Annotated in this window: 28 protein-coding genes; 9 read left to right on the forward strand and 19 right to left on the reverse strand. The window is 70.4% G+C overall.

The annotated features are described in order from the left end of the window. Nucleotides 1-11: 11 nt before the first annotated feature. The 9 genes from BMY07_RS20910 to BMY07_RS20950 form a co-directional block, all read right to left on the reverse strand. On the reverse strand, nt 12-965 hold the full coding sequence (locus BMY07_RS20910; RefSeq protein WP_092781245.1) for a Ppx/GppA phosphatase family protein: 954 nt from the start codon (nt 963-965) through the stop codon (nt 12-14). A gap of 24 nt (nt 966-989) precedes the next feature. Continuing rightward, on the reverse strand, nt 990-1,679 hold the full coding sequence (locus tag BMY07_RS20915) for a response regulator transcription factor (RefSeq protein WP_026425837.1): 690 nt from the start codon (nt 1,677-1,679) through the stop codon (nt 990-992). Further along, a complete protein-coding gene (locus BMY07_RS20920; RefSeq protein ID WP_092781248.1) occupies nt 1,676-2,893 on the reverse strand; it encodes a sensor histidine kinase in 1,218 nt (405 codons plus the stop codon). Before BMY07_RS20920 ends, BMY07_RS20915 begins: the two co-directional genes overlap by 4 nt. A 312-nt stretch (nt 2,894-3,205) precedes the next feature. After that, nucleotides 3,206-3,952 carry a phosphoglyceromutase gene (locus tag BMY07_RS20925; RefSeq protein WP_092782201.1) on the reverse strand — a complete coding sequence of 249 codons (747 nt, stop codon included), beginning with the start codon at nt 3,950-3,952 and terminating at the stop codon, nt 3,206-3,208. 556 nt (nt 3,953-4,508) lie between these two features. Further along, the gene (locus BMY07_RS20930; RefSeq protein ID WP_092781251.1) at nt 4,509-5,447 is read right to left on the reverse strand and encodes a DUF4349 domain-containing protein; all 939 of its coding nucleotides are present in this window, start codon (nt 5,445-5,447) and stop codon (nt 4,509-4,511) included. A gap of 75 nt (nt 5,448-5,522) precedes the next feature. Further along, nucleotides 5,523-6,023 carry a type III secretion system chaperone family protein gene (locus tag BMY07_RS20935; RefSeq protein ID WP_425426337.1) on the reverse strand — a complete coding sequence of 167 codons (501 nt, stop codon included), beginning with the start codon at nt 6,021-6,023 and terminating at the stop codon, nt 5,523-5,525. A 26-nt stretch (nt 6,024-6,049) separates the two neighbouring features. Beyond that, nucleotides 6,050-7,342: a D-inositol-3-phosphate glycosyltransferase gene (mshA, locus tag BMY07_RS20940; RefSeq protein ID WP_092781257.1), complete on the reverse strand. Its 1,293-nt coding sequence runs from the start codon at nt 7,340-7,342 to the stop codon at nt 6,050-6,052. A 7-nt stretch (nt 7,343-7,349) separates the two neighbouring features. Further along, nucleotides 7,350-8,204: an alpha/beta fold hydrolase gene (locus BMY07_RS20945; protein ID WP_425426334.1), complete on the reverse strand. Its 855-nt coding sequence runs from the start codon at nt 8,202-8,204 to the stop codon at nt 7,350-7,352. Then, nucleotides 8,177-9,382, reverse strand: a complete 1,206-nt coding sequence (locus BMY07_RS20950) for a L,D-transpeptidase (RefSeq protein ID WP_245782540.1) — start codon at nt 9,380-9,382, stop codon at nt 8,177-8,179. The genes BMY07_RS20945 and BMY07_RS20950 overlap by 28 nt, the downstream gene beginning before the upstream one ends. Nucleotides 9,383-9,520: 138 nt before the next feature. Between BMY07_RS20950 and BMY07_RS20955 the strand changes: the two genes are divergently transcribed. Next, nucleotides 9,521-10,255, forward strand: a complete 735-nt coding sequence (locus BMY07_RS20955; protein WP_092781263.1) for an SDR family NAD(P)-dependent oxidoreductase — start codon at nt 9,521-9,523, stop codon at nt 10,253-10,255. Nucleotides 10,256-10,299: 44 nt separating this feature from the next. Here the strand turns inward: BMY07_RS20955 and BMY07_RS20960 are convergent, their stop codons facing one another. Continuing rightward, nucleotides 10,300-11,388: a UDP-N-acetylmuramate dehydrogenase gene (locus tag BMY07_RS20960; protein WP_245782541.1), complete on the reverse strand. Its 1,089-nt coding sequence runs from the start codon at nt 11,386-11,388 to the stop codon at nt 10,300-10,302. A gap of 25 nt (nt 11,389-11,413) precedes the next feature. On the opposite strand from BMY07_RS20960, the gene BMY07_RS20965 reads away from it, so the two are divergent. From BMY07_RS20965 to BMY07_RS20990, 5 genes are all read left to right on the forward strand, one after another. Then, nucleotides 11,414-11,899: a DUF2505 domain-containing protein gene (locus BMY07_RS20965; RefSeq protein ID WP_092781269.1), complete on the forward strand. Its 486-nt coding sequence runs from the start codon at nt 11,414-11,416 to the stop codon at nt 11,897-11,899. Between the two features lie 1,660 nt (nt 11,900-13,559). Then, nucleotides 13,560-14,378, forward strand: coding sequence for a class I SAM-dependent methyltransferase (locus tag BMY07_RS20975; protein ID WP_092782207.1), 819 nt, complete (start codon nt 13,560-13,562; stop codon nt 14,376-14,378). A gap of 66 nt (nt 14,379-14,444) precedes the next feature. After that, entirely contained in the window at nt 14,445-15,176 is a 732-nt protein-coding gene (locus BMY07_RS20980; RefSeq protein WP_092781275.1) for a MerR family transcriptional regulator, read from the forward strand. A 279-nt stretch (nt 15,177-15,455) separates the two neighbouring features. Next, on the forward strand, nt 15,456-16,328 hold the full coding sequence (purU, locus tag BMY07_RS20985; RefSeq protein ID WP_092781278.1) for a formyltetrahydrofolate deformylase: 873 nt from the start codon (nt 15,456-15,458) through the stop codon (nt 16,326-16,328). 247 nt (nt 16,329-16,575) lie between these two features. After that, entirely contained in the window at nt 16,576-17,403 is an 828-nt protein-coding gene (locus BMY07_RS20990; protein ID WP_092781280.1) for a GNAT family N-acetyltransferase, read from the forward strand. On the opposite strand, the gene BMY07_RS20995 is transcribed toward BMY07_RS20990, so the two are convergent. After that, nucleotides 17,400-17,834, reverse strand: coding sequence for an SRPBCC family protein (locus tag BMY07_RS20995; protein WP_092781283.1), 435 nt, complete (start codon nt 17,832-17,834; stop codon nt 17,400-17,402). The genes BMY07_RS20990 and BMY07_RS20995 overlap by 4 nt on opposite strands. A 43-nt stretch (nt 17,835-17,877) precedes the next feature. On the opposite strand from BMY07_RS20995, the gene BMY07_RS21000 reads away from it, so the two are divergent. After that, on the forward strand, nt 17,878-18,999 hold the full coding sequence (locus BMY07_RS21000; RefSeq protein ID WP_092781286.1) for an LOG family protein: 1,122 nt from the start codon (nt 17,878-17,880) through the stop codon (nt 18,997-18,999). Here the strand turns inward: BMY07_RS21000 and BMY07_RS21005 are convergent. The 6 genes from BMY07_RS21005 to BMY07_RS21030 form a co-directional block, all read right to left on the reverse strand. Continuing rightward, on the reverse strand, nt 18,988-19,680 hold the full coding sequence (locus tag BMY07_RS21005; protein ID WP_245782543.1) for a response regulator: 693 nt from the start codon (nt 19,678-19,680) through the stop codon (nt 18,988-18,990). The two genes, BMY07_RS21000 and BMY07_RS21005, sit on opposite strands and share 12 nt — an antisense overlap. 112 nt (nt 19,681-19,792) lie before the next feature. After that, nucleotides 19,793-20,332, reverse strand: a complete 540-nt coding sequence (locus BMY07_RS21010) for a YbaK/EbsC family protein (RefSeq protein ID WP_092781288.1) — start codon at nt 20,330-20,332, stop codon at nt 19,793-19,795. Next, nucleotides 20,329-20,949, reverse strand: a complete 621-nt coding sequence (locus BMY07_RS21015) for an alpha/beta fold hydrolase (protein ID WP_245782544.1) — start codon at nt 20,947-20,949, stop codon at nt 20,329-20,331. The genes BMY07_RS21010 and BMY07_RS21015 overlap by 4 nt, the downstream gene beginning before the upstream one ends. 110 nt (nt 20,950-21,059) lie before the next feature. Beyond that, the gene (locus tag BMY07_RS21020; RefSeq protein ID WP_092781291.1) at nt 21,060-21,353 is read right to left on the reverse strand and encodes a DUF2516 family protein; all 294 of its coding nucleotides are present in this window, start codon (nt 21,351-21,353) and stop codon (nt 21,060-21,062) included. Between the two features lie 84 nt (nt 21,354-21,437). Then, on the reverse strand, nt 21,438-22,046 hold the full coding sequence (locus BMY07_RS21025; RefSeq protein WP_092781296.1) for a hypothetical protein: 609 nt from the start codon (nt 22,044-22,046) through the stop codon (nt 21,438-21,440). After that, complete coding sequence (locus BMY07_RS21030; protein WP_092781301.1) at nt 22,024-22,452, reverse strand: helix-turn-helix domain-containing protein; 429 nt, start codon at nt 22,450-22,452, stop codon at nt 22,024-22,026. Before BMY07_RS21030 ends, BMY07_RS21025 begins: the two co-directional genes overlap by 23 nt. Nucleotides 22,453-22,586: 134 nt before the next feature. Here BMY07_RS21030 and BMY07_RS21035 point away from each other — a divergent pair, with 134 nt between their 5' ends. Then, entirely contained in the window at nt 22,587-23,090 is a 504-nt protein-coding gene (locus BMY07_RS21035) for a DinB family protein (RefSeq protein WP_092781304.1), read from the forward strand. On the opposite strand, the gene BMY07_RS21040 is transcribed toward BMY07_RS21035, so the two are convergent. Continuing rightward, nucleotides 23,077-23,691: a P-loop nucleotide/nucleoside kinase family protein gene (locus BMY07_RS21040; RefSeq protein WP_177215716.1), complete on the reverse strand. Its 615-nt coding sequence runs from the start codon at nt 23,689-23,691 to the stop codon at nt 23,077-23,079. The two genes, BMY07_RS21035 and BMY07_RS21040, sit on opposite strands and share 14 nt — an antisense overlap. A gap of 14 nt (nt 23,692-23,705) precedes the next feature. Then, the gene (locus BMY07_RS21045) at nt 23,706-24,089 is read right to left on the reverse strand and encodes a TFIIB-type zinc ribbon-containing protein (RefSeq protein ID WP_092781310.1); all 384 of its coding nucleotides are present in this window, start codon (nt 24,087-24,089) and stop codon (nt 23,706-23,708) included. Nucleotides 24,090-24,212: 123 nt separating this feature from the next. Between BMY07_RS21045 and BMY07_RS21050 the strand changes: the two genes are divergently transcribed. After that, complete coding sequence (locus tag BMY07_RS21050; protein WP_092781313.1) at nt 24,213-24,980, forward strand: 3-hydroxybutyrate dehydrogenase; 768 nt, start codon at nt 24,213-24,215, stop codon at nt 24,978-24,980. Nucleotides 24,981-24,999: the final 19 nt, after the last annotated feature.

Raw genomic sequence — 24,999 nt, forward strand, 5'->3', positions numbered from 1 at the left:
CCCGGATCTCGTCAATCCGAGTGAACAGTGTGGTCCTCACCATTCGTCTGGTCCAGCCGCCGCAGGATGACCCCTTCGCGCAGCGCCCACGGCCCGATTTCCACCTCGGGCAGTGACAACGCTCGCATAGTGGCCTGCGCCACCAGCGCACCGGCCACCAGTTGGTGCGCCCGGCTGGGGCTGACCCCGTCCAACTGGGCCAGGTCAGCGGCCGACATGCGGGTGATGAACGCGATCAGTTGGCTGAGCGCGGTGTCGGTCAGCACCCTGCGGACCCGTGGCCCGTCCGAGGACGGCGCGGCACCGGTGAGCCGCGCCAGGGTGCGGAAGGTCTTGGAGGTCGCGACCGCCCGGTCCGGGGCGCCGTACTTGGCGACCCGGCGGGCCACCGGCGCGAGCTGCTCGGCCAGCCAGCCGACCGTGCGCTCGACCTGGTCGCGGCCGGGCGGGTCGCTGGTGAACCGGGTGCGGGTCAGCCGACCGGCGCCCAGCGGCAGCGACCAGGCGAAGTCCGGGTCCTCGTCGATCCCGGCGGCGATCTCCAGCGAGCCGCCGCCGATGTCGAGCACCAGCAGGTTGCCAGCCGACCAGCCGTACCAGCGGCGGGCGGCGAGGAAGGTCAGCCTGGCCTCGTCCTCACCGGAGAGGACCTTGAGCTCGACCCCGGTCTCCTTGTGCACCCGGCGCAGCACCGCGGCCGAGTTGCCCGCCTCGCGCACCGCGGAGGTGGCGAAGGCCATGAGGTCGGCGCAGCCGAGCCGGACCGAGGACTCCTTGGCCGCGGCGACGGTGCGCACCAGCTCGTCGGCGCCCACCTTGGACAGTTGGCCGGTCGAGGTGATCCGCTCCGCCAGCCGCAGCACGGTCTTCTCAGACCGCGCGGGCGTGGGGTGGGCACCCCGACGAGCGTCCACCACGAGCAGGTGGACGGTGTTGGACCCGACGTCGAGCACACCTAGGCGCACTGGGGCACCGTACCGGGGCGACGATCAGGACTCGAACTTGTAACCCAGACCGCGCACCGTCACCAGGTGGCGCGGCGAGGCCGGGTCGGGTTCGATCTTCGAGCGCAACCGCTTGACGTGCACGTCGAGGGTCTTGGTGTCGCCGACGTAGTCCGCGCCCCACACCCGGTCGATGAGCTGGCCGCGGGTGAGCACCCTGCCGACGTTGCGCAGCAGGTACTCGAGCAGGTCGAACTCCTTGAGCGGCAGCGGGACGTCGGTGCCGTCCACAGTGACCACGTGCCGCTCGACGTCCATTCGCACCGGTCCGGCCGCGAGCACCTGGGGCAGCAGCTCGCCGTCGCCACCGGCCTCGCCGCCGCGGCGCAGCACCGCGCGCACCCTGGCGATCAGCTCGCGCGCCGAGTACGGCTTGGTGACGTAGTCGTCCGCGCCGAGCTCGAGGCCGACGACCTTGTCGATCTCGCTGTCGCGGGCGGTCACCATGATCACCGGCACCGCGGAGCGCTGGCGCAGCGCCTTGCACACGTCGGTGCCGCTCATCCCGGGCAGCATCAGGTCGAGCAGGACGATGTCGGCGCCGTTGCGGTCGAACTCCTCCAGCGCCTGCTGGCCGGTGACGGCCACGGCGGCGGTGAAGCCCTCCTTGCGCAGCAGGAAGGCAAGCGGGTCGGCGAAGGACTCCTCGTCCTCCACGATCAGCACTCTCGTCATGCCATTCCTCCATCGGTCGCGGCGCCGTCGGATTTCGACGGAGCGATCGCGCGGCCGCCCACCAGGGTGGGCTCCGCACCGTTCGTGGTCTGGTCCCGGGGTTCGGCCTGGGCCGGGACGCGCAGGGTGAAGGTCGAGCCGAGGCCGGGCTTGCTCCACAGCCGCACCTCGCCGCCGTGGTTGGCCGCGACGTGCTTGACGATGGCCAGGCCGAGGCCGGTGCCGCCGGTGGCGCGCGAGCGGGCCCGGTCGACGCGGTAGAACCGCTCGAAGACCCGCTGCTGCTCGTCCTCCGGGATGCCGATGCCGCGGTCGGTGACGGCGATCTCCACGAAGCCGTCGGCCACGCTGCGGCTCACCGAGACCGGGCTACCGGCCGAGGAGTAGGCGAGCGCGTTCTGCAGCAGGTTGGACAGCGCGGTGACCAGCAGCGTCCGGTCGCCCTGCACGAGCAGGCCGCTGTCGTCGTCGGTGGTGACGTCGATGCCGGTGGACTCCATCACCAGCCGGGCGCGGCCCATGGCCTCGCGCAGCACGGCGTCGACCTCGACGGTGTGCATCTCGGGCAGCCGCTCGGCGCCCTGCAACCGCGACAGCGCTATCAACTCGGTGACCAGCGTGCCCAGCCGGTTGCCCTCGTTGAGGATCTTGGTGGTGAACCGGCGCACCTCGACCGGGTCGTCCGCGGCGTCGAGCACCGCCTCGGCCAGCAGCGCCATCGCGCCGACCGGGGTCTTGAGCTCGTGGCTGACGTTGGCGACGAAGTCGCGCCGGGTGGCCTCCAGCCGGACCGCCTCGGACTGGTCGTCGGCGTCGACGGCGGTGAACCCGTCGCCGAGCGGCCGGACCTCGCCGAGCACGGCCTCGGGGGTGCGCCCGACCCGCGACTCCAGCGGCGAGAGGTCCACCTCGATGGGGTCGCCGGTCTCGACGACCACCTCGGCGGCCTTGCGGGCCCGGTCGTCGACGCGGTTGTTGCGGACCAGGCCGAGTTCCTCCGCCCTGGGGTTGTGGATCACCACGTCACCGAACCGGTTGAGCACGACCACACCGGTGTGGGTGGACTGGATGATCCGTTGGACCAGGTCGGCGACCGTGGGGCCGTCCGGGGCCCTCCCGGTCCCACCGGAGCGGGACCGACCGAGGAGGAAGCCGACGAACAGGCCGATCAGCAGGGTGCCGAACGACAGCGCGAGACAGACCGGGGCGGCCACACCGAGGATCGTAGGCAGGGGCCCCAGTGGTTTGACCAGCCCGGGAACGGCATTGGTGACCGTGCCGACACCCCTGCGCGTGCTTGTTCCCCACTCGGCCAAGCCCCGTTCACTCGATCGTGTCCTACTGGCCGGTAACCATCGCACTCCATGCGTCCGGGCGACACCGCCGTCGGAGCGAAACCGGCCGTTGGGGGGATCACACCCGGGTCGACGGCTCCCGGCCGTGTCGGCGGTGGCCGACCGGCCGAAGTGGACACCCCAACGACCGGCGGGGCGTCCACTTCGTCCGATCCATCAGTCCACTGGGGACTAGCGGCCCTGGTTGGCCACCGCGCTGATCGCGGCGTTCGCGGCGTCCGGGTCGAGGTAGGTGCCGCCGGGGTTGGTCGGCTTCAGCGCCTCGTCGAGGTCGTAGCGCAACGGGATGCCGGTGGGGATGTTCAGGCCTGCGATGTCGCCGTCGGAGATGCCGTCGAGGTGCTTGACCAGCGCCCGCAGCGAGTTGCCGTGCGCGCCGACCAGCACGGTCTTGCCCGCGCGCAGGTCCGGCACGATCTCCTGTTCCCAGTACGGGACGAGCCTGGCCACGACGTCCTTGAGGCACTCGGTGCGCGGGGCGGCGGCACCGAGGTGCGCGTAGCGGGGGTCGCCGTCCTGGCTGAACTCGTCGCCGGGGTCGATGGGCGGCGGCGGGGTGTCGTAGGAGCGGCGCCAGAGCATGAACTGCTCCTCGCCGAACTCCGCCAGCGTCTGCTTCTTGTTCTTGCCCTGGAGCGCGCCGTAGTGCCGCTCGTTGAGCCGCCAGTCGCGCTTGACCGGGATCCACACCCGGTCGGCCGCGTCGAGGGCGAGGTGCGCGGTGGTGATCGCGCGGCGCTGCAACGAGGTGTGCACGACGTCCGGCAGGATGCCCGCCTCGCGCAGCAGCAGCCCGCCCCTGGAGGCCTCGGCGACCCCCTTCTCGGACAGGGCGACGTCCACCCAGCCGGTGAACAGGTTCTGCGCGTTCCAGACGCTCTCGCCGTGGCGGAGCAACACCAGGGTTCCGATGGCCATGGCGAAAGCCTGCCAGACCCGCGAGCTCACCCGGGGTGTGCCACTGCTCACCGGTGGACCCGACGACCACCCTGGCCCGAAGGGGCGAGCTGCTTGCGCCGGTCAGCGGCACTCACCACCGGGTGACACCCGATTTGGCCCAGCTTGTACCCCCAAACGCCGCCAAAGGCACAGATAGTTGTCGGATCACCGACTTCCGTGATCGAATAGTTACTAACAGTCTGCGACAGACACGAATGGCGTAGTTGTCGGCCTTGTGCAGGCGTCCGGCATCTGACAAGTTGACCTATAGGCGCCCCGGGTCAGCTCCCACGCACTCCCTGGTCCGGGTGGCGTCCCGCGCGGCTCGACTCCCCTGCCGAGCCGCCGACCCGCGAGGCTCCCGGGTGCCCCCCGCCACGGGACGCAGCGGGCAGGCGCGGGGCGGTTCGGGAACGCGACTCCCCCTCGCTCGAACCGCCCCGCGACTCAAAACCCCAGTTCAGAACCGTTCGGGAACGCGAAGGCACCCACGCGCTCGAACCGCCCCGCGACTCAAACTCTCAGCTTGCGACAGTCAGGCTTCAGTGGCAGGTACTACCGCAGGCGGCGGGGTCACCACGGTGCGGTTGCGCCGACGAGCGCGCCACAGCAGGTAGGCCGGGATCCCCAGCACCACCGCGAACGGCAGCACGGTGCCCACGACGCGCAGCACGAACGACCCCGCGTCCAGGAACGCCCGCCACCCGGTCGCGAGCGCACCGAGGAACGAGTCGTCGTCCTCGGCCACCGGCGGGGCGGCCCCGTCGAGGCTGATCCGCACGGTCACCGTCGACAGCGCGACGCTGCCCGCGAGCACCTCGCGCCGCTTGAGCAGCGACTCCAGCTCGGCCTCGCGCCGGGTGACCTCGCCCTCGAGCTGCACGATCTCCGAGATGGTGCCCGCGCGGTCGAGCAGCGCGCGCACCCTGGCCAGGCTGGCCCGCTGGGTCTCGATGCGGCTCTCCACGTCCACGACCTGCTCGGTGACGTCCTGAGCGGTCTGCGAGCGGTTGCGCACCTGCCCGGCCGCGGTGATCTTCTCCAGCGCCTTGTCCAGCCGGTCGGACGGCACGTGCAGGGTCAGCGTCGCGTACCGGTCGTTGACCTGCTCCTGCCCGGAGAACCCGCCCTCCGAGGTCACCGCGTCGCGGACCTGGTCGGCGGCGTCGGACACCTTGCCCGCGGTCAGCTCCACGCTCGCGGTGCGGACGAGCTTGCGGTCCACGCCCGGCTGGTTGACCCGAGGCGGCTCCGCGGGCTCCTTGTTCGCCTCGGTGGGCGACGACCCGGAGCGGGCGCCCGTCCCGGTGGCGAGGTCGGTTGCGCTGTCGCCCGGCCCGCCCGGCTCGTGCAACGCGGGGACGGGCGCGGCGGGCGCCCCGCCCGACGACATGCTGTCCGTCGACGTGCACCCCACCGCCAAGGCCCCCGCCACCAGCAGCACCGCGGTTAACCCGGCTCTCCGGCTCACCATGTCGAGCTCCCCTCTCGCGCTGTTCGTCTGACATGCAGACGGGGCGCGCGGGTCAGGGCGTTGCGGGCGGGGTGATCACGAGTCGGCCTCGTCTGCGACACGGCCCTGTTGCCCGGCGGGTTCGAGCAGGTGGGCGAAGGCCTGGAGGTTGGCGAGCGACTCGCCGCGCGAGGTCCGCCAGTCCCACTCGCGGCGGATGGCGGAGGCGAAGCCGATCTCCAGCAGGGTGTTGAAGTCGCCGTCGGCTGCCTCGAGGACCTGGCCGAGCAGGCGGTCGAGCTCGTCGGCGGTCACCGCGGCGTGGCTGACCTTGCCCACCAGGTAGATGTCACCCAATCGGTCGACGGTGTAGTGCACGCCGTAGAGCCGGGCGTTGCGGCGCAGCAGGAAGCGGTAGACCTCCTCGTGCGCCTCGTCCGGCTTGCGGCACACGAACGCCTCGACGCTGAGCGCGTGGTTGCCCAGGATGAGCCAGCAGTTGGTGCGCTGCTTCTTGATCCCGGGGAGGGTGACGTGGAACCGGCCCGGCTGCGGCCGCTCGTAGTCCAGCTCCCGCTCGGTGAGCGCGTCCGCGATTACCTGGTCGAGTGAATGCGCATCCGTCACACCGCCACCTCAGCACGCGCGGAGGCGTACCGCAGGACGTGGTCGGCCTCGACGTAGGCAGCGATGAGGGCGTCGGTGGTGCGGTCCCAGGAGAACGCCCTGGCGTGCCGGACCGCGCCTGCGCCCAGCTCGGCGCGCAGGTCGGGCGCGGTGACCAGGCGGCCGAGCGAGTCGGCCCAGTCGGCGGTGGCGTGGCCGTCGACGAGCAGGCCGGACACCCGGTCGGCGACCGCGACCGGTAACCCGCCGACGGCGGCGGCGACCACCGGGGTGCCGCAGGCCTGCGCCTCCAGGGCGACCAGGCCGAAGCTCTCGTTGTGGCTGGGCACGGCGACCACGTCGGCGGCGCGGTAGACGGTGGCCAGCGCGGCCCCGGACTGCGGCGGCAGGAACCGCACCACGTCGGTGATGCCCAGCGCGACGGCCAGGTCCTGCAACGCGGCGGGCTGGTCGAGGCCGGTGCCGGAGGGCCCGCCCGCGACGAGGACGACGAGCTTGTCCCTGGCCGCGGTGCCCCTGGCGATCAGCTCGGCGGCGGCGCGCAGCAGCACGTCCGGCGCCTTCAGCGGCTGGATGCGGCCGACGAAGGCCACCACCACGGCGTCCTGCGGCAGCCGCAGCCTGGCCCTGGCCGCGGCCCGGTCGCCCGGGCGGAAGCGGTCCAGGTCGACCCCGGGGGCGATGGTCCTGACCTTCTCCGGCGCCGCGTCGTACAGGTCGATCAGCTGCGCGGCCTCGACGGCGGTGTTGGCGATGAGCTGGTCGGCCTCGTCGACCACCTGCTGCTCGCCGAGGACGCGGTCGAGCGGCTCCGGGGTGTCGCCGTCGGCGAGCGCGGCGTTCTTGACCTTGGCCAGGGTGTGCGCGGTGTGCACCAGCGGCACCCCCCAGCGCTCGCGGGCCAGCCAGCCGACCTGGCCGGAGAGCCAGTAGTGCGAGTGCACCAGCTCGTAGTGGCCCGGCTCGTGCCTGGCCTCGGCGCGCAGCACGCCCGCGGTGAACGGGCACAGCTGGCTGGGCAGCTCGGCGCGCTGCAACCCCTCGAACGGGCCTGCGGAGACGTGCCTGACCAGCACGCCGGGGGCCAGTTCGACGACCGGCGGCAGGTCGGAGGCGGTGGCCCGGGTGAACACCTCGACCGCGATGCCGCGCTGGGCCATCCGCGTGGTCGTCTCGGTGATGTAGACGTTCATCCCGCCCGCGTCCCCCGTGCCGGGCTGCTCCAACGGGGACGTGTGCACTGACAGGACCGCGATGCGCCGAGGCCTGCGCAGCTGCGTGGGAGTCACCCCGGATTCACCCCTTCCGGCCCTCCGCGGCCAGGGCGGCCTGGCGGAGCACACCGTTGAACTCGTCGACCCGTTCGGCGAAGGGCGCGTGCCCGACCCCTGAGAACCAACGCAGTGTGGCACCGGGAATCTTCCCGGCCGCGTACTCGGCACCGGCAGGTTCGACCACCACGTCGGCGGTCCCGTGCACCACGGTGGTGGGCGCGGTGATCCCCGCGAGCACGTCGCCGCTCCCCACATCCCGCCTGAACAAAGCCTTCCGGACCGCGGGCGGCACCCGCAGCGTGTCCCCGAACCAGGCCTGCGCGAGGGCGCCGGGGGCGGGCTCGGCGGTCATGGCGACTGTGAGGGACGCGACAGCGGGGACGGCCACCGCGAGGTCCTCGGCGAACACGGCGGGCAGCGCGGCGGCCATCGCGGGGCCCGGTCGGCCGCCGGGGTGGCCCTTGCCGATCTCGGTGATAGCACCGACCAGGACGATGGCGGCCAGGTCCGCGCAGCCGCGGTCGCGCACGTAGTCGGTGATCACCAGACCGCCGTAGGACCAGCCGACGACGACCGCGGGGGCACCGGCGAACGCCAGCACGGCGGCCAGGTCCTCGGCCCACACGGCCGGGTCGTCGTAGCCGGTGTCGGGGATGTCCGATTCGCCGTGCCCGCGCAGGTCAACGGCGATCAGGTGGTGCGCGGCGGCGAGCCCGGGATCGGCGAACTGGGCGGCCCAGCAGCGGCCGGACTGCGCCCACCCGTGCACGAAGACGATCGGCGGCGCGGTGGGATCCCCGGCGGTGCGGACGGCCAGTGTGGCGCCGCCCGCACCGTGCACGGCGTGGATCAACGCAGCGCCGACATCTTCTGCCACTGGCTCCACGGGATCAGCCAGTCGAAGACGTCGGAACTGGTGGGCATGTTCGCCTTCGAGCCGGTGATCTCCACCGGGTCGCCGATGAGCGCGGAGTCGAAGTAGGCCTTGGCGTCGGACTCGAGCAGGTTCACGCAGCCGTGCGAGGTGTTGGCCTTGCCGATGTTGCCGCGGTTCTCCTCGTTCTCGTGGATGAACTCGCCGTGGTTGGAGATCCGCACGGCCCACTTCTTCTTGACGTTGGTGTAGCCGTAGCGCGGGTTGGAGAAGTCGCCGATCGGGTCCTTCTGCATGACGATCAGCGTGCCGTTGGGCGTGTTCAGGTTCGGGTCGGAGTCCTTGCCGTTGCTGGAGGGGTAGCTGGCCGCCAGCACGCCGTCGCGGTAGACGTTCATCTTGTGGTCCGGGGTGTTGACCTTGACCACCTGGTTGCGGCCGACGGTGAACGTGGTGCTCAGGTCCGCCTTGCCGTAGGCGCCGCCGCCGTAGGCCAGCCCGTAGAGCTTCGCGGTGACGGTGACCTTGGTGCCCGACGGCCAGTACTCCTTGGGCCGCCAGTCGACCTGCTGGTCGTTGAGCCACGCCCAGGAGCCCTCGACCTTCTTCGAGGTGTCCACGACGAGCGCCTTCTCCACCGCGGCCTTGTCGGTGACCTTGCCCTCGGGGAACTTCACGCTGATCGGCATGCCGACGCCCACGGTGGCGTTGTCCGCCGGGTTGATCGTCGCGCGCGGGGTCTTGGCGGGCTTGAGCGTGGTGAACGCGCCCTTGAGCTCGACCTTCTTGCCGTCGGAGCCGGTGGCGGCCGCGGTGTAGGTGTACTTCTTGCCGTACCCGAACACCTCGGCCGAGGCCCAGGTCAGCTTGTCCTGCGCCACGGCGCCCTTGACCGGCTTGCCCTCCGGGCTCAGCACCTCGACCGAGTCGATGGCGCCCTCGGTCACGCTGATCTTGAGCGGGTCGCCCGGCGGCACGTCGGCCGCGTCCGTGGCGAGGCTGGCGGTCAGCTTGGCCTTGGGCGCGTCCGCTTGCTGCTGCTGTTGGCCGCCGTCCCCACCGCCACCGCCGCCGCCAGGTGTCCCCGGTTCCGCCGAGGTGCAGCCGGCGAGCAGCGCGAGAACCACGACGAGCGCACCGATGATGCCGCTGGTCCTGGTCGTCGAAGCCGGTCGTCTCACCGTGGAACCTCCAGTGTCGAGTCTTCCCCCACCGATGAAGGACGCCCGGGTGGCGATGGGGTGCGCCACGTCGGGTGTGACAGTGCTCATAGTCCCGTGCCCGGTCCTGGCCCCGGCCGCGGGGCAGGATCGACAACCGTGAACAAGCCAATCGCAGTAGTCACCGGGGCGAGCGCGGGCATCGGGGCGGCCACCGCCCGCCACCTCGCCGCGGCCGGTTTCCACGTGGTGCTCGGCGCCCGGCGGCTGGACCGGCTTGCCGAGGTCGCCGACTCGGTCGGCGGCGACGCGATCGAACTGGACGTCACCGACCCGGCCTCGGTCGAGGCGTTCGCCGACCAGGTCCCAGAGTGCCACGTGCTGGTGAACAACGCCGGTGGTGCCAAGGGTCTCGAGCGCGTCGACGCCGCGGTCGAGGACGACTGGCGGTGGATGTACGAGGCCAACGTGCTCGGCACGCTGCGGGTCACCAAGGCCCTGCTGCCCAAGCTGATCGCCTCCGGCAACGGCCACGTGGTGACCGTCACGTCCATCGCCGCCATCGACATCTACGACGGCGGCTCCGGCTACACCGCGGCCAAGCACGCCCAATCCGCCCTCCACCGCACCCTCCGCGGCGAACACCTCGGCGACCCCGTCCGCTTCACCGAGATCCTCCCCGGCATGGTGGAGACCGAGTTCTCCCTGGTCCGCTTCAACGGCGACACCACCCGCGCCACCAAGGTCTACGAGGGCATCACCCCGCTGACAGCCGACGACGTGGCCGAGGTGATCGCCTTCGCCACCACCCGCCCACCGCACGTCAACCTGGACCAGATCGTCCTCAAGCCCCGAGCCCAGGCCTCGGCCACCCGCGCCCACCGCACCACCTGACCGCCCCCAGCCCCCTCAAGAGCGGGGCTGTTGTCCGGTCCCGGTCAGGCCAGCGCGCAGTTGATCAGGATGGGTTCGGGGTGCAGGAGCACCCCGAACGCGCTGTGGACGCCGTCGCGGACCTGTTGGGCGAGGCCCAGGAGGTCCGCGGTGGTGGCGGACCCGCGGTTGGTGAGGGCGAGGGTGTGCTTGGTGGACAGGCCCGCGTTGCCCCGGGTGAAGCCCTTGCCGAACCCGGCGCGTTCGATCAGCCAGGCCGCGGACAGCTTGGCCGCCCCCGGCCCCGCCGGGTAGCGGGGCACGGTGGTGTCCGCCCCGACCACGGCGACGATCCTGGCCAGGACGTCGTCCACCGCCGGGAGCGCGACGATCGGGTTGGTGAAGAACGACCCGGCACTCCACGTGTCGTGATCAGCCGCGTCGAGCACCATGCCCTTGCCCCGCCGCAGGTCCAGCACCGCCGCCCGCGCGTCGGCCACCGGCACCCGGTCGTCCTGCCGCACCCCGAGCGCCCTGGCCAGCTCGGTGTACCGGATCGGCGCGGAGAGCCCGTCGTCGGACAGTTCGAACCGCGCCCGCAGGACGACGGCCCGGTCGGTGCCCTTGAGGATGCTGGTCCGGTAGTCCAACCCCAACTCGTCGGTGCGCAGGGTGCGGACGTCGCCGGTTGCCCGGTCGAGCAGGTCGACCGACACGAGGACCTGCGACACCTCGACCCCGTACGCCCCGACGTTCTGCACCGGGGTGGCACCGACGAGCCCCGGGATCCCGGACAGGCATTCCAGCCCGCCCAACCCGGCCTCCACCGTGCCCGCGACGACGGTGTCCCAGTCCTCACCGGCCTCGACGGTCAACTGGACCCGCCCCGGCTGAACGCAGTCGATCTTGCTCCCGTGGTTGGCCACCAGCACGACGGTCCCGTCGAACCCGAGGTCCCCGATGACCAGGTTGGACCCGCCACCGAGCACGAGCAGCGGTTCCCCGCTCCGATCGACGGCCTTGACGGCGTCCACCACCTCCGCGGCCGAGGCCGCGGTGACGAATCTGGCCGCAGGTCCACCCAGCCGCAGCGTGGTGTAACCGGAGAGCGGGACACCGGAACGAACGTCGGCGCCGAGGGGAAGGCTGGTCACGGGCACCAACGGTAACCTCCCGCTCATGACCAGCCGTATCGAGCACCGCGCCGCGTTCACCATCCCAGCCGCAACCGTGCACGCCCGACTGGTCGACCGCGCGTTCCTGGAGGCCCGCCTGCGCGCCATCGGCGGCAAGAACGCGACCCTCGTCGACCACGAGATCATCGGCGAGACAGTGCGCTACCGCCTGCGCCAGGGGATTGATTCAGCCAAACTCCCCTCAGCCGTCCGCAATGTGTTCAACGGCGACCTGGTGGTCGAACGCACCGAAACCTGGCACCCCGACGCCCCGGGCTTCACCGGCACAACCAAAGCCACCGTCGCGGGCGTCCCCGCCGAGATCAACGGCACCTACACCCTCACCATCACACCGTCCGGCTGCGAACTGCGCACCGCGGCCGAGGTGAAGGTCCGCATCCCCCTGATCGGCGGCAAGATCGAGTCGGTAATCGCCACCCATGTCCGCGACCTCCTCGCAGCAGAAGCCGCCTTCGCCGAGTCGCAGTGACCCGCACACCACCTCCCCTCACCTCGACACAGCCGCTAGCGCGCCACCGGACCGACCAGCGGCAGTACCCCACAGCGCGTCGAGAGCCCGCGACAGGTAACCAACCCGCAACACCCCGACCGAACTGCCAGCCCAGGGCGAACTGGCGGAGAGCGGTGCACCCGCACCACCGGACCACGTCCAGCCAGAACTCGTTGCCACGCCACCAGCGGATCGAGAGATCGCGGAAGGCCACGGCGATGATGGCCGATCGGACACCACCGCAGGTCTTCCTCGGCGACAACGACGCCGCTAACCCAAAGCGTCGACCAACCGACAGGCGTTGGGTTAGCACAGCGGACCGAGGTCCTGCGGCCGACAGCCGGCTGGCCGTGCACCAGCGCGCCATGGCGCGCCCGAAGATGGCGGTAGACCATCCAGACACCAAGGGCCACGAACTCCAGCGGAGACGACAGCCAACGAGGCGTCCACGGACCAACGAGAGCTGGTTCGACGCAGCGGGTCGAGAGCTCCCGGCGAATAGCCGGCCTGCGGTACTCAGGCAGGCCGTGGTCTGTCCGAAGACGGCTGAAGGCCATCCAGACACCGAGCGCCGGGAACTCCGGCGGAGGTGGCAGCCGCCACGGCGTCCACGGGCTGGCGGCGGCTGGGGTGGCGCAACGGGTCGGGCACCTGCGGCGAGTGGCCAGCTTGTAGTGCACCAGCAGGTCGTGGTGGGTCCGGAGATGGCGAAGGACCACCCAGACACCAAGCGCCGGGAACTCCAGCGGAGACGGCAGCCACCAAGGCGTCCACGGACCATCAGCGGCCAGGTTGGCGCGGCGGATCGAGAGCCCCCGGCGAATAGCCGGCCTGCGACATGCAGACAGGTCGTAGTACGCCCGAAGACGGCGACAAACCATCCAGACACCAAGGGCCACGAGCTCCAGCGGAGGCGGCAGCCAGCGAAACGTCCACGGACCATCAGCGGCTGGGTTGGCGCGGCGGGTCGAGGGGCCGCGGCGAATAGCCGGCCTGCGGTATGCGGGCAGGTCGTGGTAAGCCCGGAGGCTGCGGTAGACCATCCAGGTGCCCAGGGCTGGGAGTTCCTGTGGCGATGGCAGTCGGCGAGGTGTCCGTGGGCCGGTAGGTGCCGGCTGGCGGCGGAGGGTCGAGCGCTGGCGCAGCAGTGCTGGTCGGTGGTGAAGCAGCGGGTCACGAGGAGCAGAGGTCTTCCGACGAGCCGCCGCAATGAGAGAGACAGAGGCGTGACGGCATGCCGCCAGGCCGAGGAGAACAGCCGCATGGCGGCAGGCCATCGGGCTGGGCAGAACACGGACATGACGGCGAGCCACCGGGCTGAGAAGAACACCGGAGTGGCGGTAAGCCACCGGACCGAGAAGAACAGCCGCATGGCGGCAGGCCATCGGGCTGGGCAGAACACGGACATGGCGCTGAGCCGCAGCGCTGGGCAGAACACGGGCATTGCGGTGAGCGGCCAGGCTGAGAAGAACACGGGCGTGGCGGTGAGCGGCCGGGGTGGGAAGGGCAGAGGCGTGGTGGTGGGCCACCCGGTCGCGGTGAGTGGGGCGGTGGGGATGGGCGGGCACGGGTGGTGGCCGCGGCGGGGCGAGGCCTGCTTGGGGGCGGTTGTGCGCCGTGGAGTCGGGGTGTGGTGGTGATGGCCAAGGCACCGCGGTTGGCGGCGGGGCGTGCTCGTGCGTTGGGGGTGCCGACGCGGGGGACGACCAATCCGAATCGGTTGCGTCGAGTGGATCGCTGGTTGCTCGGCACGGCCGCCGTTCGGTCCGTCTTGGACAGTCCGGACCCGTTGGTGGTCGACCTGGGGTACGGGGCCACGCCGGTGACCACGATCGAGATGGCCGCGCGGCTGCGCGCGGTACGCCCGGACGTCCGGGTGCTCGGTCTGGAGATCGACCCCGAGCGGGTCGCGGCGGGCAAGGCCGTGGCGGAGCCGCCCGGGTTGGACTTCCGCCGCGGCGGGTTCGAGCTGGCGGGCGCGCGACCGGTGCTGCTGCGCGCGTTCAACGTGCTGCGCCAGTACGCCGAGGAGGAGTCGGCGCGCTCGTGGGAGACGATGCTGTCGCGGCTCGCGCCGGGCGGCCTGCTGGTGGAGGGCACCTGCGACGAGATCGGCAGGCGCTGCGCGTGGGTGTTGCTCGACGCCGACGGCCCGCGCACCTTCACGCTGGCGTGCCTGCCCTCGGACCTGGACCGCCCCTCCGACCTGGCCGAGCGGCTGCCGAAGGCGCTGATCCACCGCAACGTGCCCGGCGAACCGGTGTTCGACCTGCTGCGCGCCTTGGACGCGTGCTGGGCGACGGCGGCACCGTTCGCCCCCTTCGGCCCGCGCGCCCGCTGGGTGGAGGCCGTGCGGCTGCTGGCGGCCGAGGGGTGGCCGGTGCTGGACACCCGTCGCCGGTGGCGTCTGGGCGAAGTCACCCTGTCGTGGTCGGCCGTGGCGCCGAACTCGGCTTGACAGTGACGTCGCGTCAACTTCTACCGTAGGTGTCGGGCCGGAAAAGCCCAGGTAGGAGAGGTTCGGATGGCTTGGTCGACGGCACAGGTGGCCCGCATGTCGAAGGTGACGTCGCGGACGCTGCGGCACTACGACGCGATCGGCCTGCTGCCGCCCGCGTGGGTGGGGGCCAACGGCTACCGCTACTACGAGCAGGACCAACTGCTGCGCTTGCAGCAGATCCTCGTGTTGCGGGAGCTGGGGCTCGGGCTGGACGCGATCGCGGAGATCGTGCGCGACGGCCAGGACAGGGTGGCGGTGCTGCGCATGCACCACCGCTGGCTGCTCGCCGAGCGCGACCGGTTCGACCGACTGGCCAGAACCGTCTCCAGGACCATCACCGATGTCGAGGAGGGAACGACGATGACGAAGACCGACCACTGGTTCGAGGGGTTCGACGCCGCCACCCAGGAGCAGTTGCAGCAGGAGGCCAGGCAGCGCTGGGGTTCCGCGGCGGTGGACGGCGGCGGCGCCTGGCAGCAGGGCCACGGCGAGGAGTGGGCGGCCATGGTGACGGCGCTGGTCGCGCACATCGACGCGGGCCGCACCCCGCAGGACGCACAGGTGCAGACCACGATCGACGGCCACTACCGCTGGATCCAGGCGTTCTGGCAGCCCAACCGCGAGTCGTACCGGGGTCTGGCGAGCGTCTACGCCGACGACCCCCGGTTCCGCGCGAACTTCGACAGGAGCGACCCCCGGCTCGCCGAGTTCCTGCGCGCGGCGATGACGGAGTACGCGGAGACCCGGCTGTCGTAGTCGCACTGGGTGGCCGGTCGCGGCACGCGACCGGCCACCCTCTCCGCCAGCGCGGGCGCGCCACATCGCGATCGACCACAAGCGTTGACCAAAGCAGACCCACCTGCCCGGACGGACTCCGAGCACCCTCGACCGGCACCACCGGACCACGCCCAGAACCACTCGAACGACGAGACACCACAGCCGGTACCCGCGCGACCACGCGCCTGCCGCCCACGCCCGTAGGCGGCACAGAGCGGGGTGGACTGCCAAGTGGACAGCAGCTGCGAGGATTGGCCCGTGCCGTCGAACGAGCGTCGTTATGTGATCAGGTTGGGATGTCCGGACCGGACCGGCATCGTCGCGCGGATCTCCGGGTTCCTGGCCGATGCCGGGGGGTGGATCGTCGAGGCGGCCTACCACACCGACCCGGCGACGAACTGGTTCTTCACCAGGCAGGAGGTGCGGGCCGATTCGATCGGGTTCGGGGTCGACGAGCTGCGCGAGCGGTTCGCCGCGGTGGCGGGCGAGCTGAGCCCCGCCGCCGACTGGAGCGTGATCGACACCGGGGTGCGCCGCCGGGTGGTGATCCTGGTGTCGAAGGAGGGGCACTGCCTCTACGACCTGCTCGGCCGGGTGCACAGCGGGGAGCTGGACGTCGACGTGCGCGCGGTCGTCGGCAACCACGCCGACCTGGCCCCGATCACCCGCGCGCACGGCATCCCGTTCCACCACGTGCCCTTCCCCGCCGACCCCGACGGCAAGGCGGCCGCGTTCGCCGAGCTGCGCGACCTGGTCGACGCGCACACCCCGGACGCGATCGTGCTGGCCCGGTTCATGCAGGTGGTGCCCGCGCAGCTGTGCGCGGACTGGGCCGGGCGGGCGCTCAACATCCACCACAGCTTCCTGCCCTCGTTCATCGGCGCGCGGCCCTACCACCAGGCGCACAAGCGCGGGGTCAAGCTGATCGGCGCCACCTGCCACTACGTGACCGCCGACCTGGACCAGGGTCCGATCGTCGAGCAGAACGTGATCCGGGTCGGTCACGCGGACTCGGTGGCGGACATGGTGCGCAAGGGGCGGGACATCGAGAAGGTCGTGCTGGCACGCGGGCTGCGGGCGCACCTGGAGGGCAGGATCCTGCTGCACGGCAACAAGACCGTGGTGTTCTGAGCGGGACCGGCGCCGGTCGGTGCCGCGGACATGGTGTCGCACAACGTCTTCCTCGGTGAGTCGGACTGGCTTCCGATCTCCAAGGTAGGCCCGGTGGTGAGGCCGCGTCATTGACACGATGGCGTGGGGACAACTCCGGGTTGCCGTTTGACGAACTGGGACTTTCCGGGTATGCGAGCTAATTCGGTTGCCGCACAAGGCAAACACGCGGCACGATTCTCGTGTGACCACTGGGGAGGTTGGCACCATGAGAGTACGAACGCTGTCCACTACCGACCTCGGACCCTGCCTCGCGTTGGCAGCGGACCGGGAGTGGCCCTACGAGGACCGCAAGTGGGAGTACCTGCTCGACGTCGGGCAGGGCTACGGGATCGTCGACCAGAGCGGGGACCTGGTCGCGTCCACGATCCTGACCACTTCCGGCGACCTGGCGGCCATCAGCATGGTGCTGGTGGCCGCCAGGCACGCCCGGCAGGGCCTGGGCACCCGCCTGGTCAGCCACGTGCTGACCGAGGCGGGCGAGTCGACCGTGCACCTGCACGCGACGGCGCTGGGGCGCCCGCTCTACGAGCGCCTCGGTTTCCGCTCGTTGGCCGAGGTCGACGCGTACACGGGCACGTTCGAAGCGGACCCGGGCAAGTGCACGAGGGTGGCAGACCAGGAGGACTTGGCGGCCATCCTGGCTCTCGACACGGCCGTGTTCGGCGCGGACCGGTCCAACGTCCTGTCCGGACTGTTCGCATTCGCCGACGAGGTTCGCGTGATGGAGCGCGACGGCGAACTGGTCGGGTACGCGGCACGTTGGCGCCCAGGCACCGAGATGGGAACCACCATCGTTGGACCTGTCATCGCCGTTAACCCTGCCGACGCCCGCGCACTCGTCACGGACCTAGCGGCAGGCGTGGACGGCCAGGTGAGGGTCGACATCGACGACAAGCACGCAGAACTGGGGAGTTGGCTGTCCGAACGAGGCCTCACACCGGCTTTCCGCTGCGACCTGATGACCCTTGGCGGTCGCCCACTCCCGGGCGACCGCCAAGGCGTTCACGCCCCGTTCATGCAGGCGTTGGGCTAGAGCGCGGCGGCGAGGTTCGCCAACAGTTCGTCGTGCACGCGCTTGAGTCCGGCAGGCGCGAAGAGGCGCTCGAAGAACCCTCCGACACCGTTGGCACCTTCCCAGGTAGTAGCGATGCGCACGGTCGAAGTGGTGGCGTTACCTTCGACGGTCCACGTCGTCACCAGAGTGGAATTGCGGTCCGCTTCCACCAGGGCGCCCGAGTCCAGCTCACTGACGTCCAACAGGCAGTCGCGAACCCTCTTGCTCGTGGCCTGGAACCGCCAGTGCACGACCGTGCCCGCGCCGACCCCGCCGGAGCGGACCTCGTACTCGCTGTAGTGCTGCGTGAGGATCCGCGGCCGGGTCTCCCGGTAGTCGGCCACGGCGGCGCGCACGCGGTCCACCGGCGCGGCGATCGTCCGTTCGGCAAGCGCCTGGACCTGGTTCATCATTCTCCATACGTCGGCAACCGGGCTTGCTTAGGCTACCGGCGTGCGCATCGAGATCGCCGAGTTGCCAAGCCTGCGTAAGCATCGTGAGAACGGCTTGGACCTGCGTAGGACCGTCCTCGTCGGGCTAGACCTAACAGAGCCGGACGACGACTCACTGCTGAGGACGTCCCTCGACGGCGCGCTGTTCCTAGGCTGCACTCTCCGCCCAGAGACCCAACGGCGCGCCCATGCGGCTGGCGCTCTCCTCTTCCCGGCTGTCCCCGGGTTGCCGTACGAGGTGTACCGCTCACGGCTCTATACCCCCGATGAGCTGTTCGAGGGTTTCGACGCCACTCGACCGGAGTCCTACGCGATCACCCCTGACGCCCGGATCTATCAGCACACCCAGGAGCAGGGGCACCCGCCGGACCCGCTGCACGCGTTGGCCGAACGGCTGCACGATCACGGCATCAGCGAGGCGCTCGACGAGGTACTCACCGGGATGCCGGTCGCCGTCATGGGCGGCCACGCACTGACCCGCGACTCTGAGGGCTACCGAGGAGCAGTAGAGCTAGGCGTGCAGTTGGGCCAAGCCGGGTTCACAGTGTTGACCGGCGGCGGCCCTGGTGCGATGGAGGCCGTACCGCTCGGCGTTCGGCTCGCGGACAAGTCCGGTGTGGATGAGGCCCTGGCGGTGTTGGCGTCGGCACCGAGGTTCGCCAGCGGTCGGTCGGTCGACCCGGCGGAGATCGGCAGGTGGCTGGCGGCGGGTCTTGCGGTAGACCTACCGACCGGTGACCGCCCGAGAACCATCGGGATTCCGACCTGGTTCTACGGACATGAGCCGCCGAATCCCTTCTGCGAGTTGCACGCGAAGTACTTCGAGAACTCGGTACGCGAAGAGGGCCTGTTGACCGTGGCCACCGGCGGCATCATCTACACGCCGGGCAGCGCGGGCACAGTCCAGGAGGTGTTCCAGGACTACACCCAGAACCATTACGGCTCGGTGGGACCCGCTGCGCCCATGGTGTTCCTGGGCGAGCGGTTCTGGACCGAGGAAGTCCCGGCCGCGCCGTTGGTGCGCAAGCTGGCCAAGGGGCGTCCTGCGGAGCAGTGGATCCTGGTCACCGATGACGCCGCCGAGGCTGTTGCGTTCCTAGGCTCCTACGGCTCAGTCGAGTAGCCCCGCCCGCTGTGCGAGTACGGCCGCGGTGACGCGGTTAGCGCAACCGGTGGCCGCGAGGATCTCCGAGACGTAGCCCCTCACGGTGGAGTCGGACAGGCGCAGTTCCTCGGCGATCTCGCCGTTGCTGCGCCCCATCCCCACCAGCCGGAGGACGTCGCGCAGCCGGGCGGAGAGCCGGGTGACCTCGGCCGCGGCACCGATGCGGTCGAGGTGGTGGCTGGCCAGGTGCCCCATCAGGTCGTTGGTCAACGTCGGGTCGAGGACAGCGCCACCGTTGGCGGCCACGCGAACGGCGCGGATCAGCTCAGCGGGCTCGATGTGCTTGAGCAGAAAACCTTTCGCGCCGAGCCGCAGCGCGGTGGCGACCGCCTGGTCCGCGTGGAAGGTCGTGAGGACCACGACCGCGGGCACTCTCGGCTGTCTCCTGAGCTCGCGCAGCGCGTCCAGCCCATCCATCCTGGGCATGCGCAGGTCTAGCAGCAGCACGTCCAGCTCGGTGGTCCGCACCAGTTCCAGCGCGTCGGCGCCGTCAGCCCCCTCGGCGACGACCGCGACGTCCGCGGCAGCGCCCAGGATCTTGGACACGAACGCGCGTGCCATCGGTTCGTCGTCGACGATCCCCACCCGGATCACCGCGCGCTCGATGACTGTCCCGTCGATCTCGGTTTGCGTAGTCACGTGATAGCCCCTCTCCTGCTCACGGGGCGTATGCAAGCACACTGAAAGCGTGGTGGAACAGGGAATGTGGCGTCATCCCGACGATCGTCGGGGCCAACGCCCCTCGTTCGGTCTACCGGGCGAGGTCTTCGACCACCTCGGCACCGGGTAGTGCGGCGAGCAAATCCCCTGGCACGAGCAGCTTGCTGCCCCGGATACCGCTACCGATCACGACTTCAGGAGCGGCGGCAACGGCAGCGTCTACGTACAGCGGCCACTCTTGTGGCAGACCGACCGGGGTGATGCCGCCGTAGGCCATTCCACTCTGCTCGACAGCGAGTTCCATCGGCGCGAACGAGGCCTTGCGGACGTTCAGGCGCCTGCGCAGCACACCGTTGACGTCAGCTCGCGTGGTCGCGAGCACCAGGCACGCCGCGAGCCGCTCCTCGGCACCACGCTTGCCGAGCACGATCACGCAGTTGGCCGAGGCGCTCAGCGGTGAGCCGTAGTGCTCACAGAACGCCGCGGTGTCGGCGAGTTCCGGATCGATCTCGGCCACACCGACACGGTCGGCGTCGAGCGCGGCTAGAGCCTTGGCAACGGGGTCCGCGAGCAGTTCAGGGTGGTCCGCGGCAGGGAGAACGGTGAGGGTTCCGGCGATGGTCCAGTTCACCCGGCAGAGCGTACGCCGAGGAAGTCGACCAACAATGCGCGCAACTCGCGCCGATGGGTGACCATTGGCGCGGCCGAATCGAACTGGACGAGGGTCGCCTTCGGGAACGCGGCCACTGTCTCCCGCGCTGTCTCAGCCGGATGCAATAGGTCACCAGTTGCGGCAACAACAAGTACCTCGGCGGTGACGTGCATAAGAGCCGACGGATCAGGTACCGGGATTTGAGTGGCGACAGCGTCTAGAGCAGGACCCAATCGAAGAAGGGCGTCTGTGCGGTCATCGACGTAGTCATCCAAGCCCTCCGGCGCATCGGCCGCGACTAGAGCGCGCAAGCTGGCCCTGTCTGCGTTGAGGGCTGCTGTGGACATCTCCAACACGTGCTCTGCGGATGCTGACGGCCGCGGCTTGGTAAGAGCGGCGGGCAGCATCAACACAAGCCGGTCGAGCACGTCAGGTGAGCGGGAGGCGAGGTTGCTGAGTGCGCCCGCGCCTAGCGAGACGCCTACGGCCTGCCTGGCCCCGTCCAGCGCCGCGGCGACGTCGTCGGCGATCGTCGGGTAGTGCCAGTAGTCGAGGGGCGCGTCGGCGGCGTCAGCGTGCGACGGAAGGGTCAACACGATCCGGGTACCCGGTAGGCCTGACGCCGGGATGCGGGCCTCACCAGCGGTGGCGCCCAGCCCTGGGACTACGACCGTGCGTGGATCTCCCGAGCCGTAGGCCCGGGCAATCACCACCGCTGGCCGCGCTGCACCTCGATCAGCTTCGGGCGCACGTCGACGAGGTACACGAGCGCGGCCACGAGACCGGCGGTCCACAGGATCCAACCGGTGCTCGCGAAGCTGAACAGCAGCAGAGCGGCGGTGGCCCCCGCGGTGATGCCGACCCACGCGGGCTTGGTGAGGCGCTCGGCGGCGGAGTAGGCATCCGGCCGCTGCATCAGCGCGTGGATGAACGCGAAGGCCGCGACGGGCACGGCAGCCCAGTCGATGACCTTCAGGATCCAGTACGCGGTCTCCGGCACCCTGTCAGCCTACGTGCGATCCGCCCGAATCCACCACAAGACCCCACGCGCTCACCCGGGGGAGGCGCGCGGGGTCTAGGCGGGTCACTTCGTGGTCGGCTTGGTGGCGGGCTTGCGCACGGCGGGCTTGCCAGCGGGGGAGGTGCGGTTGGCGACCCGGCGGGTGGCGCTGCGGGCCTCCTCGGCCACCTCGTCGCCCGCGTCGAGCACGGCCTCGGCGACCTCGGCGGCGACGGTCTCGGCCGTCTCGGCGGCCTTCTCGCCCGCCTCGCGGGTCTTGCCGGTCACCTTGGCCAGCACGTCCTCTGCCAGGGTCCTGGCGTCGCCCGCGGCGACACCGACCCGGACCTGCGCGGCCTCGATGGCCTCCTCCAGCTTCTTGACCTGCGGCTGCGCGCGCAGCTTGTCCAGCGCGCCCTCGCCGTGCTCGGCCAGGCCCTGGTAGAGCCGGAACGCGGCGGCGGTGTACTCCTCGACGAGCTTGCGCAGCTCAGCCGGGTCGAACTTGCCGCGCAGCTCGTTCGGGGTGGCCTCGGCGCGCGCCTTGGCCTTGTTCACGGCTTCCACGACCGCCTTGGCGGCAAGGTCACCTGCGCCGAGCGCGGCTAGAAGCGGGGTACGGGCCTGCTCGATCGCGGTGTTCACCGCGTGCGTACCGGCCTTGCGGACGTCATCGGTCTTGGGCAGCGTCATCGTCACTCCTCTGGTGGCCTTCCACAGTGGACTTGGCGGCAGCGTTCTCGCGGCGGAAGGACTCGTAGACGTCCAACAGCACCTGCTTCTGCCGCTCGGTCAGGTCACGGTCGGCGCGGACAGCGTCGGTGACCGGACCCCCGGCCGGGAGGTCGAGGATCCCGGCCTGCACGTACAGCGCCTCGGCGGAGATCCGCAGCCCCTTGGCGATCTGCTGCAGGATCTCGGCGCTCGGCTTGCGCAGGCCCCGTTCGATCTGGCTGAGGTAGGGGTTGGAGACCCCGGCCAACCGCGCCAGCTGGCGCAGCGAGATCTCGGCGTTGTTGCGTTGCTGCTTGATGTACTCGCCGATCCCGCGGCCGAGGTCGGCGACCTTGTCGATCGCGCTGGCCTCGTTGTCGTCCACCGGGTACCGCCTCCTCGTGCCACCACCGACGGTACGCCCGAGTGCTAGCAACTGCAAGCGCACTGATTGCGCAGGTCAGTGCGGCCGATCACAGCGGCTGAGGCGCGACACCGGCGGAGGGGGAGGCTGATGGCATGACCGAACGGATCAGCCCGCCGTTGACCGGCGGCGAGCGGGAGACCCTGCGCGCGTTCCTCGACTTCCACCGCGCGACGTTGGCGATGAAGTGCGACGGCGTCTCGGAAGAGGACATGCGCCGCCGGTCTTCGCCACCGTCAGAACTAACCCTGCTGGGGCTGGTGCGCCACATGGCCGAGGTCGAGCGGACCTGGTTCAGAAGGGTCATCAACGGCGAAGACCTGCCGCTTGTGTGGTCAGACAGCGGTGACTACCAGCAGGCGTTCGCTCTAGAGAGCGCCACGGTCAGCGAGGCGCTGGCAGCCTGGGAGCGAGAGGTGGCGCACTCGCGCGACATCGAGCAGGCAGCGCAATCGCTGGATGTGACCGGCTACTTCGCACGGTGGGAGTCAGATGTGTCGTTGAGGTTGGTGATGCTGCACCTCATCCATGAGTACGCGCGACACAACGGACACGCCGACTTCCTTCGAGAGGCGATCGACGGCACTACCGGGCCTTGAGCAGGCCCAGGATCCAGTCGGCCACAGCCTCGGTGGTGTCTTCCACCGTGGCCGAGGTGGTGTCCAGCAGCCGCATCGGCGGCTCGGTGACCGTCGTCTTGATCCAGGAGTTGAACGCGAGCATGTCCGCGATCCGCTGCTCGTCGTCCCACCCACGCCAGGCAGGGCGGGCGCGCAGCCTCTTGGCCAACACGTCGTCTTCGGCTACCAGCGCGAGGTAGTGGATATCGGCGAAGAGGACGCGTTCAGGACGACGCTCGAACTGGGGCGGAGCGACAGTGCCGCACAGGACGGTCGGACGGCCGTTTTGGTTGATCATGGCTGCCATCCGCAGCCAGGTCTGCCGGAACGCGCCGTAGTCGTCCTCCGGGTCGCGCAGGGCACCGATCCACAGCACGTCCTGCTCCACCACGACGGCGTGGTCGCCCAAGAGCGCGCCGAGACCGCGGCACACGGTGGACTTACCCGTGCCGCTCGGTCCGGTCAGGGCGAACATCGGGAGCCGCGCGAACGGCTCCCGATGCCCGCAGAACCCGCAGACCAGGACGTTGCCGTCGACCCGAGGTGCGTCGGCCCACTCTCCGCAGGCCGCGCAGATCATCGGGTTCAACGGGATCAGTCGAAGAGGTCTTCGAGGAAGCTCTTACGGCGCTTCTTGTGGCCGTAGTGACCACCGTGGCTGCCGTGGTGGCCGTACCCGGGGGGCGAGTCGCGGTACCCGGGGGGCGAGTCGCGGTGACCGTGCGCGTAGCCCTGAGGGGGGTACGGCGCGGCCACAGGTGGGTACCCGGCGGGCGCGGGCGGATACGCGGCAGGCGGCGGCGCGCCCTGGTACGGCGGAGGTGGTGCCGCCGCCGTGTAGTGGCGCTGCTCAGCTGCGGCAATCTGCTCGAGCTCACCACGGTCGAGGAAGATCCCCCGACACCCATCGCACTGGTCGATGTGCACGCCGAGGCGGTCGACGGTGCGCATCACGTTTTGGCACTTCGGACAAATCACTACGTCAGACTACGCAGTTACTGGTGCGCATGTCGGCATAGCCGTGATCAACACCAGTCGGCGCCAGGTTGTAGGCCCCGCGCACATGGCCCGCCGGGCTCGCACTACCTACCGTCATCTGCCATGAAGAGTGGTCCGGATCACAACGGCGACCTGCGGGGTCGCACCGCGCTCGTGACCGGCGGCGCGAGCGGGATCGGCCGCGCGTGCGTGCGCGTTCTCGGCTCGGCAGGCGCCAAGGTGCACGTCGTCGACCGAGCGGGACCCGCCGCCGAGGAACTCGCAGCCGAGGTGGGTGGGGTGGCGCACGTCGTCGACCTCGCGGACCCGACCTTCGCCGACGCGCTGCCCACCGACATCGACGTCCTGGTCAACAACGCCGGATTGCAGCACGTGGCGCCGCTGCACGAGTTCCCGCCGGAGCGGTTCGACGTGATCCAGCGGGTCATGGTCACGGCGCCGTTCCTGCTTGTCCGGCGCCTGGTTCCGCACATGTACGCGCGCGAGTGGGGCCGGATCGTGAACATCTCCAGCGTCCACGGACTGCGCGCTAGCGCCTACAAGGCCGCGTACGTCACCGCCAAGCACGCGTTAGAGGGCCTGTCGAAGGTCACCGCGATCGAGGGGGCGCCGCACGGGGTCACGAGCAACTGCGTCAGCCCGGGCTATGTGCGTACGCCTCTGGTGACCGACCAGATCGAGGCGCAGTCCCGCGCGCACGGTGTCGGGGCGGACGAAGTGGTCGAACAGGTGCTCTTGGACCGGTCACCGATCAAGCGACTGGTCGAACCCGAGGACGTAGCCGCCACCGTGTTGTGGCTATGCGGTCCCCACACAGCCAACGTCACCGGTAGCTCCATCCCGGTCGACGGCGGTTGGACAGCCAACTAGCCGGATTGGAGCGAATCGC

The sequence above is a fragment of the Actinokineospora terrae genome (assembly GCF_900111175.1).
Lineage (GTDB): Bacteria > Actinomycetota > Actinomycetes > Mycobacteriales > Pseudonocardiaceae > Actinokineospora > Actinokineospora terrae.